This window comes from Corynebacterium sp. HMSC29G08, from assembly GCF_001806875.1.
In the GTDB taxonomy this organism is placed as follows: domain Bacteria; phylum Actinomycetota; class Actinomycetes; order Mycobacteriales; family Mycobacteriaceae; genus Corynebacterium.
Map to the genome: position 1 here is coordinate 1 of NZ_KV786222.1, position 10954 is coordinate 10954.

The window sequence follows — 10954 nt, forward strand, 5'->3', positions numbered from 1 at the left end:
CAAGTGAAAGGAAATATTAGTAAACCCTAAAGCAAAAGATACCACCGCCACACATACTCACATTAAATTCACATATATGGTGGTGGTTCAACGTTCCACCTCAACGAGCCCGAACCATCCACACGGCACACGGGTGTTCATCCCCATCCAGGCGGAGATACGGGACCGGATTACCCAAAACTGTTTGCCTGCAACCCGTCCGCGATCCTAGGCCGACACGCTGTGCGCTAACCGAGATTAGAGCATCAACGCTGCCCCTATTTACTATCGGGACTAACCGGCAGAGCAAGGCCAGGTTTGATCAAGGCTACGTTAAGCACCGTCGATAGGGTTGCGAACTTGCGCTTGAAAAAGTCCGACCTGCTGCACTTTTTCCACCCGTCATACTCAGCCCCACCGCCTGGACTACGGCTGCCCCGGAGACAGCTGTGGCCGTGCGGATGTACCAACCACCACACCCCAAAACTCACAGGTCACAACGCCAAGGATGATCTTCATCACCTACCCGTTGAACCAAGACAGATCACATGGCAGCCAGCGGTTCAGTTCGCCGATTTCGGAGCCGCCGAACACCGGGCCTGTCAACTCACCCAGACGCGGAGTAACCATAACCAGGTCATTGACCGGGTTGCGCTTAATCGTTGTCCGGTAGTCAGGGAAATGAAGGGGAGCGAATACTCCCTGTGTGGAAACGGTGATGTCACTCAAGGTGCCTCAGTCCTTTCTGCCGATTTTTGCTCACCATAGGAAACTGTGTGCTACACCACAAGGAAGGCGAGTTTGTGCGGCAAGTAACGTCATATCTATTTCCGTGACCAGCAATGTTTCAGGCCACGCCTTACCTAGGGGCAGCACTAGGGGTGTGACTTAGGGTGACGCTGGGGCCTTTGGTTGGACTACTGCTGGGGCCTTTGGTGGGGCTACTGCGAGGGCCTTTGGTAGGGAGTCAGAGTTTTGGTGAATAGATGCCCAGTCAGAAGCTCAGATTTTCAGTTCCTAAGGCTTTGACCGAGCATCTACTCACAAAAATCTCTAGCCTTCGCTCCAAGCAGTGCCGAACCTTCCTCAACCAAACGCTCAAGCCCACGGATCACAGTGCCAAGGGGACCTTCAACGCCTAACCACACCGGCAGAGCAGTGAAACGAGGTCGGGTTGATCGCCGTCAATAGGCTTGCTGCTCCCCCGTCCCCCAAGCCACACCCACGGACCCGGCAGATACCAGCGGATCCACCTAAGCGGCCGAGCGGCCGAGCACTCGGGCGGCCGACTATTCCGTTTTGCCCAGAAGATCCGCTACGGAAACGTCTCCTCCGGTGGCGGCAAACTCTCGCTTAGCCGCTTCCAGCAGCCGCGGGTCATTCAGGCAGTCTCCAATGACTTGGGCCAGGCCCACAGATGCATCGAATGCACCACTAGATGCTTCGGGCGAGATGGCGGCTTCTGCGAATTCGGTGGTATGCAGTGCGGTACCTTCCGGCGCAATTTTGACTAATGGGTGGATGCCGGGCACAAGGTTGGAAACGTTGCCAAAGTCTGTTGAGGCGGCCTGTGAGTCCGGCAATATCCCAGCCGGTAATGCTTCACGCCCCAGTTGCGCCTGCGTGGCACCCCAGCGTGCGGCGAGCACTTCATTGTTACGCACGGGAAGGGTCATAGGGTGGCTGTCCCACTGCACGTTGACGGCAGTGCCGGTCATGAGCGCGGCGCCGTCCAAAATGTCGTTGATGCGCTGGCTTAAATCCATCAGTGTTTCGGTGTAGAGGGAGCGGACATACAGCTGCAGGGTGGCTGTTTCGGGGATGATTGAGGCACGTGCCCCGCCGTCGGAGATGATGGCATGCAGCCTGTCGGATGGCGGCATTTGCTGGCGCAGCAAACCGATCGCCTGGTAGGCAAGTGTCGCTGCGTCGAGGGCGTTTCGTCCCATATACGGCTGCATCGATGCGTGCGCCGCAACTCCCCTGAACGTGGCTGTGAGTGTGCGGCGCCCCACCCACACGTGGGATACCAAGTCGTAGGAAAATGGGTGGATCATCACTGCCGCATCTACACCGTCGAGCATGCCGCCACGGACCATGTATTCCTTACCGCTGTGGCCTTCCTCCGCTGGGGTTCCTAAAAAGACAATGCGCCCTGAACCGCTGCCCACCGCGCCTAGGAAGCCGCCGACTCCAGTCGCGGCGATCACGTTATGCCCGCACGCATGACCGATGCCCGGCAGGGCGTCGTATTCAGCCAACACGGCGATTGTCGGGTGGACGTCTGGGTCGTAGTCGCTACTGCACCACTGCGCCCGTAGCGCTGTTTCCACATTGTGTGCGCCGCGTTCAACCTCAAAACCGTGGCGTTCCAGGATTCCGGCAATTACGGCTTGTGCGTGATGCTCTTGAAACGCCTCTTCCGGGTGCGCGTGCAAGTCACGGATGATGAAGTCAAGGTCATCTCGCACAGCTTCGACGCGCGCTTTCACCTCACGCCATACCTGCTCACGCAGTTCATAGCCGCCCTGGATTGTGAACTGTGTGTCCGCAGCGGCAAGACGTCGTTGCACAACGTCATCCATGCGTTCCAAAAACGCGCTTGAAGGCTTCGTCGGCTCGGTGCGTGCAAATGGGTTGTTCATGGAGTATCAACTCAGCTCGTCGGTTTTTGGGCAAGTTCATTGGGGCAAGATTTTTGTTTTCCGACACTAGCAAAATCTCTCCCGCCCAGCCTTGCTGCCCGCGAGCACCACTGAGCGCCCGCGAGCGCCAGCCCACTTCGCCGCACACCCCCAAACCGAACACCCCAGAAGATCCGCACCGCACCCACGGGACCCGTTGAAGAAAAATACGGATTCAGGTAGCGCACAGGCAAATGTGACTGGTATAACAATGGAGCATGAATCCGAGGAAGATCACTGCAGGCGACGGTCCGGCCACTACCGGTCAGCCGGATGACGCCGCCACTAACAAGCAAGGTGCCGTCGAGAAGAAGACCGCCATGGACCGCTTTCTCGGCGGCATCGAGTATTTGGGCAATAAACTGCCTGAGCCATTCACGCTCTTTCTTCTCCTCTTCCTGATTACCGCCGTTATCTCCACCGCCATGGCGTGGATGGGCGCGGTAGTGGAAGTGCCAGGCAGCGAAGACCCAGTGGCAATCAAGGGCTTTTTCACCGGTGAGGGCCTTGCGTGGTTCACCACCAACTTAGGCCCGAACTATCTAGGGTTCCCGCCGCTTGTCACGGTGCTGCCTATCATGCTCGCGGTGGGTGTCGCAGAGCGCTCCGGCATGCTTTCGGCGCTGATACGCAAACTGTTCGGCTCCGCCAACCGTACGGTGTTGCCCTACGCCGTTGGCATTATCGGCGTGACAGGCTCCATCATGGCGGATGCTGCGTTTGTGGTCATCCCTCCGCTTGCCGCGATGGTGTTCAAGGCAGCTGGGCGTCACCCGGTCGCTGGTTTGTTGGGTGGCTTCGCCGCAGTCGGCGCTGGCTACTCAACCGCGTTAGTCCCAACTTCTCTTGACGCGTTGTTCGCTGGCATTACTAACGCCGTGATGGAAACCCTGCCCGGCATCGAGGCCACTGAGGTCAACCCGGTATCTAACTACTATTTCAACATTGCGGCTTCGATCCTGCTTGGCCTTATCTCTGGTTTCATCACCGATAAGATTCTTGAACCACGCATGTACAAACTCGACGTTTCACAAGAGATTGTGGACGGCGAAGATGAAGATACTGACGCCGACGGCAACAAGATCTCCGCACAGCTCACCAAAAAAGAATCACGCGGGCTGGTTTTAAGCGCGATCGCGATGGCGCTGCTTACTGCAGTGATTCTCTTTGCGGTTTTGATCCCGGCTTCCCCGTGGCGCAATGAAGAGGGCGGATTCCTGCCTAAGTCACCGCTGCTGCAGTCCATCGTGTTCATTGTCTTCGCCTACTTCATTGTCATGGGCATTGTCTATGGCAAAGCCGTGGGCACCGTCAAGAACATCAAAGACTTGGTAGACATGATGACCTCAGCGCTGAGTGACTTGCTTGGTTTCCTGGTTTTGGCCTTCATCTTGGGGCAGTTCATTGCGCTGTTCAACTGGTCCGGCATCGGCACTTTCTCCGCCGTCAAGGGCGCCGAAGCGCTGCAGTCTATGGGCATCACCGGGTTCGGCGCTATCTTGGCGTTTATTATCTTGGCGTCTTGCTTGAATCTGCTGGTCATTTCCGGCTCCGCCATGTGGACGCTGATGGCAGCCGTGTTCGTGCCAATGTTCGCGCTCATTGGTTTTGAGCCGGGCTTTACGCAGGCCGCGTTCCGTGTGGGTGACTCCGCAACGCAGATCATCACCCCGCTCAACCCGTACATCATTGTGATTTTGGCACTGTTGCGTCGTTACGAGCCGAAGGCAGGGCTTGGCACACTGATGTCGCGTCTGATTGTCTTTGTTGTTCCGTTCTGGGTTGCGTGGGCATCCTTGCTGTTCGTCTGGTACATCTTTGACCTCCCGCTTGGCCCAGGTGCCTCAATCTTCCTGCCCTAACAGCAATAGCGGATGCAGAAGCAGTAGGCGGGCATGCGTTGCCGGTGTGGGAGTGACCCCCACCCCACTTTCCGCAGCTACCCTTATCCCACGTGACGCACATCCTTGAGTTGTTCCCTGTTGACCCGGCGGATCCGCTGGCGCTTATGCCCGCGCTCGAAGAGGCGCTGACCGGCCAACGCACCCTGCTGCCCACTCCGGCAGAGGACCAGACGCGCACGAACCTGCTGCGCAACACACAGGGCGTGGGTCAGCCGATCGACGATGACATCGCCTTGGTCATAGCCACATCCGGCTCCACGGGCACGCCGAAGGGCGCGATGCTCACAGCCGCAAACCTCATTTCCAGCGCCGATGCCACCCACCAGGCCCTGGGCGGCGAGGGCCAGTGGCTGCTTGCTATGCCGGCTGCCTACATCGCAGGCATTCAGGTCTTGGTGCGCAGCATGGTTGCCGGTGTCACACCGGCCGCGCTCAACCTCACGCACGGTTTCAACATCTCCGAGTTCGCCTCCCGCACCCACGACCTGGCTGACACCGGCGAGCGCACCTACACAGCACTGACCCCCATGCAGCTAGCCAAGGCCACTTCGACGTTGCAGGGCATTGATGCTTTACGACGCTTCAACGCCGTCCTCATCGGCGGCGCCGCCACCAACCCACAACTTCTAGAATCTGCGCGCAAGCTGCGCATCAACGTGGTCACCACCTATGGCTCCAGCGAAACCTCCGGCGGCTGCGTCTACGACGGGCGCCCCCTCCCCGGCGCACGCGTGCGTGTGGAAGGCGGGCGCGTGTGCCTTGGCGGGCCGATGGTGTCGCGCGGCTACCGCGGGGCGTCGCCGGATGCCGCCTCCGATCTGCGGGACGGCTGGTTCCGCACGTCCGATGCGGGCGCTTTAGAAAACGGTGTGTTGCGCATCCACGGCCGCATTGACAACGTGATCGATTCCGGCGGGCTGAAGCTTCACCCGGAGGTCCTTGAGCGCGTCCTCCTGGCAATCCCGGGAGTGACCAGTGCGTGTGTTGTCGGCGTCGAGGATTTTCGCCTTGGCCAGCGCATCTGTGCCGCCTACACAGGGTCCGCCAGCGTGGCAGACATCCTGGATCATCTTGATGAACTCAGCGCGGCAGGCTCACTACCCCGCTGGCAGATTCCGAAAGACCTGAAACCAGTACCGGCACTGCCACTGTTGGGCCCGGGCAAAGTAGACCGCCCAGCAGTGCGCGGACTGTTCTAGAAATTGCAGAAGCGGGTCCAAAAGCGTTGCAAAAACGGGTATAGAACCGTTGCAGAAGCGGGTCCAAAAACGTTGCAAAAACGGGTATAGTGATGGCATGTCCTACCATCAAAGGGTTGCTGACCAGCAATTACAAGAACTTCTTGCTGTTATGGGCGGAGTTCTAATTGAGGGACCACGAGGCTGCGGAAAAACATCTACCGCACTTGAGCAATCGAAGAGCTCTGTGCGCCTTGACAGTTCACCTGAACTACCCCAGTTAGCGGACCTGAACCCTGCCGCAATTTTGAATGGACCGACACCCCGTCTGGTCGATGAGTGGCAATTGGCACCGTCACTGTGGAATGCGATCCGGCATGAAATTGATGATCGCCGTCAGCGTGGCCAGTTTATCCTTTCCGGTTCAGCAACTCCCTCCGAAGATACAACGAGGCATTCCGGTGCCGGCCGGTTTGGAAGAATCCGCATGAGGCCGATGAGCCTCGTTGAAAGTGGAGCGTCTTCAGGTGCCGTTTCGCTGGCTTCGCTTGGACCACAAAGCAAAGTAAGTGCGGTATCAAAACTGAGCTACAACGACCTTGCGGAAGAAGCTGTTCGTGGTGGCTGGCCTGGGCTGCTAGGGGCAAGCGCACGTCAGGCTGTTATGTTCAACCGCTCGTACCTTGAAAACACTTACGCGGTGGATATCCCCCAGGGCAATGGTGTGCGGCATGATGCGCTGAAGGTTCAGCGCCTGCTTGAATCGATTGCTCGCAATATCGCAGGAGAGGCAACACTTCGCACACTGGCGGCAGACATTTCAGGCCCCGATTCTTCTGTGGACCCAAAAACCGTTTCCGAATATCTCGCCGCCCTGGCCCGTGTATTCATCTTGGACGAGCTACCTGCGTGGAGTGTGGCATTGCGTTCCAAATCTCGCCTACGCACTTCAGCAAAGTTGCATCTTGCAGATCCAAGCCTTGCCTGTGCCGCGCTGGGCATCGGCACGGAAAGGCTGGCAAATGACCCTGAGTATTTCGGACAGGTTTTTGAGTCCATGGTGGTGCGTGACCTTCGCGCCTTGGCGTCGGCAGAATTCGGCCAGGTGTATCACTACCGTGACAACACTCGGCTAGAGATTGACGCCATTATTGAATACCCCGAGGACGGCAAGTGGGGCGCATGTGAAGTCAAGCTTGGGGCCCGACAGATCCCCCAAGCAGAGAAGAATTTGCTGAAGCTTCGCGACGAACGCGTCGACACCGAAAAAGTCGGATCCCCCTCCTATCTCGCCATCATCACAGGAACCGAATACGCATACACGCTGCCAAGTGGTGTGCATGTCATCCCGCTCGCTGTCCTCGGCGCCTAGCCCCCACCGTCGGGGGTAGCCAAAGTTTCCGCCCGGGAACTACCCCGCGCCGCCATCCGACTAATTAATAACAATCCCGGAACCCATCCGGGACCGAAACTACGGAGGAAGCTGTTTTATGAAGCGCCCTGCACTTGCACTTGTCACCGCCGCAACGATCGCTCTGTCCCTGACCGCATGCTCCAGCGACAACGCTGACACGGATGCAGCGGCTACCACCGCTGCTGAGTCTTCGGCAGCCACCGCGGCTGCGACTTCGGAGACCACGGCGGCGTCGGCAAGCACAAGCGCTGCTGAGAAGGCAGAGAAGATGGGCGAGGGTGAGGTCCACCTGCATGACGGCACTGTGCGCGCGAAGGCTGCCGCTGACGCTGAGGGCGGCTCTGCCATGACCGCCATCTTCGGTGTGCTGGAGAACCACCGCGATGAGGATGTCACCTTAACTGGTTTCACCACGTCCCTGGGTGACGCGATGTACGAGATCCATGAGGTTGTCAACGGTGTCATGCAGGAGAAGCCGGGCGGCATCACCATTCCGGCTGGCGGCCAGGTTGAGCTGAAGCCGGGCGCTGAGCACCTCATGATCATGGGCTACGAGCCGGAGGTTGCCGCAGGCGAGACCGTCGATGTGACCCTGGAGTTTGCCGACGGCACCACCTCTGAGGTCAAGGACGTTGCTGTCCGCACCATGCTGCCGGGCGATGAGGACTACGGCGACCTCGGCCACGGCGAGCACAAGCACTAGAGCTTTCTTGCTTATTAGCGCTGCGCGTACCCCCACCCAGCGCCGCCCCACCCCGTAAGGACGCATCACTTGCACCCCTTACGGGGTTTCTTTGCCCTTACGCCAACAGCACCGCGCGTTCAGGGCAAAATGTAGCGCATGTCCTCATTCGGTGAAGTCCTCGATCAACTCCGTGATAACCAGCCTCAGGGCAAGTACGGCATTGCGTTTGAGAAGTTGATGGTCAACTTTTTCCAAACCGATCCGGTACTCTCCGCTGAGTTTGATGAGGTGTGTCGGTGGGATAAGTGGCGCTACAACGGCGGCCAAACGGATACCGGTATTGACCTGGTGGCGCGCCGGCGTGATGACGGTAAGTGGGTCGCCATCCAGGCGAAGTTTTACAAGCCCACGACCAGTATTCAAAAGCAGAACATCGACTCGTTTTTTGAGGCGTCGGGTCGCTCGTTTGAAACCGAGTCTGCAGTAGAGCACTTTGCTCACCGCTACATCATTTCCACAACTGATAAGTGGTCGAAGCACGCCGAGGCAGCGCTAGAAAACCAGCAGATTCCCACAAGCCGTATTGGTTACAGCCAGATCGCGGAGTCTCCAGTGAACTGGGATGTGGTGTTTCCCGGTTCGGAGATTCACATCAATCTGTCGCGTCGTGAAACATTTGAGCCGCGTCCACACCAGCAGGAAGCGATTGACAAGGTCATGAAAGGGTTCTCTACACATGACCGCGGCAAGCTGATCATGGCCTGTGGCACGGGTAAAACGTTTACGGCGTTGAGGCTTGCAGAGCGTGTGGCGGAGGACAACGGCGGCCGCGCACGCGTTCTGTTCCTTGTACCTTCCATTGCGCTGCTTGCACAGACGCTGCGGGAGTGGACTGCGCAAGCCCGCTTGGATCTGAAGAGCTTCGCGGTGTGCTCGGATAACAAGGCCAGCCGCCAAGCAGAAGATATCGCTTCCTATGACCTTGAGGTGCCGGTATCTACCAACGGCAAGGACATTGCGGATCGCTTTGCCTCCGGCAGACGCGCCAAGGGCCTGAACGTGGTGTTTTCCACTTACCAATCACTGCCCGCGGTGCATGATGCACTGGCGGAAGGCCTGGATGACTTTGATTTGGTCATCTGCGATGAGGCTCACCGCACAACTGGTGTAACGCTTGCGGGTGCGGATGAGTCGAACTTTGTGCGTATCCACGATGCCGACTACATCAAGGCTGCGCGCCGTTTGTACATGACCGCAACGCCACGGCTTTTCGACGACACCGTAAAGACCAAAGCCGAAGAACACTCCGCCGAGATTGCGTCCATGGATGATGAGGCGATTTATGGCCCGGAGTTCCACCGCCTGGGCTTCGGCGAGGCCGTGGACAAGGGTCTTTTGACTGATTACCGGGTCCTGGTCATGACAGTGGACGAGGACGTTGCCGCAGAAGCCATGGCCCGCAACACCCAAGAGGGTATGAACCTGACCACGGCGTCAGCGATGATCGGTGCGTGGAACGCGTTGGCGAAACGCTCCGGAAAACTGCAGGGCGCCAAGGGTGGCTTTGATGAGGGTGCTGCTCCGATGCGGCGCACCGTTGCGTTTGCGAAGGACATTAAGACCTCCAAGCTGATTGCAAACACCTACCCGGGGCTCATTGCCAGCCACCAGGAAACACTGCGCGAACACGCCGCGACGAATGACGTTTCCTTGCACAACGTGGATCTTTCCGTTGCCGTCCAACATGTGGATGGCGGTATGAACGCCATGGAGCGCGGAAAGAAGATCTCCTGGCTGGAAGCCTCGATGGAGGAAGATGAAACCCGCATCCTGACCAACGCCCGCTGTCTCTCTGAGGGCGTGGACGTGCCGGGCCTGGACGCCGTAATCTTCTTCAACCCGCGCAACTCCATGGTGGATGTGGTGCAGTCCGTGGGCCGAGTGATGCGTAAGTCTGAGGGTAAAGACTATGGCTACATCATCCTTCCCGTGGCAGTGCCACCGGGGAAATCCCCTTCTGAGGCATTGAATGACAACACGCGTTTCAAGGTAGTCTGGCAGATCCTCAACGCGCTTCGCGCGCATGATGACCGTTTCAACGCCAAGGTGAACTCGATCTCGTTGAACGACAACCTGCAGGATGAACTGCCGATTGTTGTGGACCCGGTGACGGACCCGCGTAAAGATAAGGACGCCAAGGCCGAACTGGATAAGCAGGATCAGGTTGCCGGCTTTGACTCGAACGAGCTCACCGCCCAGCAGGTTGCGTTGTTCTCCCTTGAGCCGTGGCAGGAAGCGATCTACACCAAGCTGGTGGACAAGGTAGGCACCCGAACCTACTGGGAAGACTGGGCCGACGATGTTGCGGTGATCGCAGAAAGCCAGATCACCCGAATCAACAAACTCCTTGAAAACGCCAGCCCGACACTTCAACAGGAGTTCGAGCGCTTTGTTGAGGGCCTGCGCAACAACCTCAACGACTCAATCTCTGAAGTTGAGGCGATCAGCATGCTCTCCCAGCACCTGATTACCGCCCCGGTATTTGACGCCCTGTTCAGCGATCACGATTTCGCCGCCCATAATCCGGTCTCCCAAGTCATGCAGCGCATGGTTGATGCCCTCGACGACAGCAACCTCGATGCTGAGACTGACTCGTTGGAGAAGTTTTACGCCTCGGTGCGCGTGCGCGCCTCTGAGGTCACAAGCGCCTCCGGGAAGCAGCAGGTAATCAAGGAGCTCTACGAGCGCTTCTTCCAAAAAGCGTTCAAACGCGACGCTGACAAACTGGGCATTGTCTACACCCCAGTAGAGATCGTGGACTTTATCCTGCGCGCTGCCAATGACGTGTCGAAGAAGCACTTCGGCCGCGGGCTTACGGACGAGAGCGTGCACATCCTGGATCCGTTTACGGGCACCGGCACGTTTATGGTCCGCCTGCTGCAGTCCGGGTTGATCGACCCGAAGGATCTGGCCCGCAAGTACGCCAACGAGTTGCACGCGACCGAGATCATGTTGCTGGCGTATTACGTGGCGGCAGTCAATATCGAAACGACGTTTAACGCGTTGCAGGCTGAGGCCGCCAAACGCTGCGAAAGCGCACCCCCCCCCCC

General features: G+C 58.2%; 6 protein-coding genes and 1 pseudogene. 5 read left to right on the plus strand and 2 right to left on the minus strand.

Features of this window, described 5'->3' with window-relative positions; all coding sequences use genetic code 11:
• Nucleotides 1-501: 501 nt before the first annotated feature.
• Both HMPREF3101_RS02995 and HMPREF3101_RS03000 read right to left on the minus strand, forming a co-directional pair.
• Entirely contained in the window at nt 502-708 is a 207-nt protein-coding gene (locus tag HMPREF3101_RS02995; RefSeq protein ID WP_070462445.1) for a hypothetical protein, read from the minus strand.
• Between the two features lie 560 nt (nt 709-1268).
• On the minus strand, nt 1269-2624 hold the full coding sequence (locus HMPREF3101_RS03000; protein ID WP_070462446.1) for a M20 family metallopeptidase: 1356 nt from the start codon (nt 2622-2624) through the stop codon (nt 1269-1271).
• Between the two features lie 257 nt (nt 2625-2881).
• Here HMPREF3101_RS03000 and HMPREF3101_RS03005 point away from each other — a divergent pair, with 257 nt between their 5' ends.
• From HMPREF3101_RS03005 to HMPREF3101_RS12385, 5 genes and pseudogenes are all read left to right on the plus strand, one after another.
• A complete protein-coding gene (locus HMPREF3101_RS03005) occupies nt 2882-4525 on the plus strand; it encodes an AbgT family transporter (RefSeq protein WP_141737329.1) in 1644 nt (547 codons plus the stop codon).
• A 92-nt stretch (nt 4526-4617) separates the two neighbouring features.
• Nucleotides 4618-5766 (plus strand): o-succinylbenzoate--CoA ligase, encoded by a 1149-nt coding sequence (menE, locus tag HMPREF3101_RS03010; protein WP_083280053.1) that lies wholly within the window; start codon nt 4618-4620, stop codon nt 5764-5766.
• Between the two features lie 97 nt (nt 5767-5863).
• The gene (locus HMPREF3101_RS03015) at nt 5864-7117 is read left to right on the plus strand and encodes an ATP-binding protein (RefSeq protein WP_070462447.1); all 1254 of its coding nucleotides are present in this window, start codon (nt 5864-5866) and stop codon (nt 7115-7117) included.
• Between the two features lie 118 nt (nt 7118-7235).
• Nucleotides 7236-7862, plus strand: a complete 627-nt coding sequence (locus HMPREF3101_RS03020) for a copper chaperone PCu(A)C (RefSeq protein WP_070462448.1) — start codon at nt 7236-7238, stop codon at nt 7860-7862.
• Between the two features lie 138 nt (nt 7863-8000).
• Nucleotides 8001-10954, plus strand: a pseudogene (locus tag HMPREF3101_RS12385) (DEAD/DEAH box helicase family protein); the annotation flags it as partial.

Excerpts from the sequence above, each read along its gene's own strand:
- HMPREF3101_RS03005 (WP_141737329.1), top strand. The coding sequence starts at position 2,882 with ATGAATCCGAGGAAGATCACTGCAGGCGACGGTCCGGCCACTACCGGT.
- HMPREF3101_RS03020 (WP_070462448.1), top strand. The coding sequence starts at position 7,236 with ATGAAGCGCCCTGCACTTGCACTTGTCACCGCCGCAACGATCGCTCTG.
- HMPREF3101_RS03000 (WP_070462446.1), bottom strand. The coding sequence starts at position 2,624 with ATGAACAACCCATTTGCACGCACCGAGCCGACGAAGCCTTCAAGCGCG.
- HMPREF3101_RS03015 (WP_070462447.1), top strand. The coding sequence starts at position 5,864 with ATGTCCTACCATCAAAGGGTTGCTGACCAGCAATTACAAGAACTTCTT.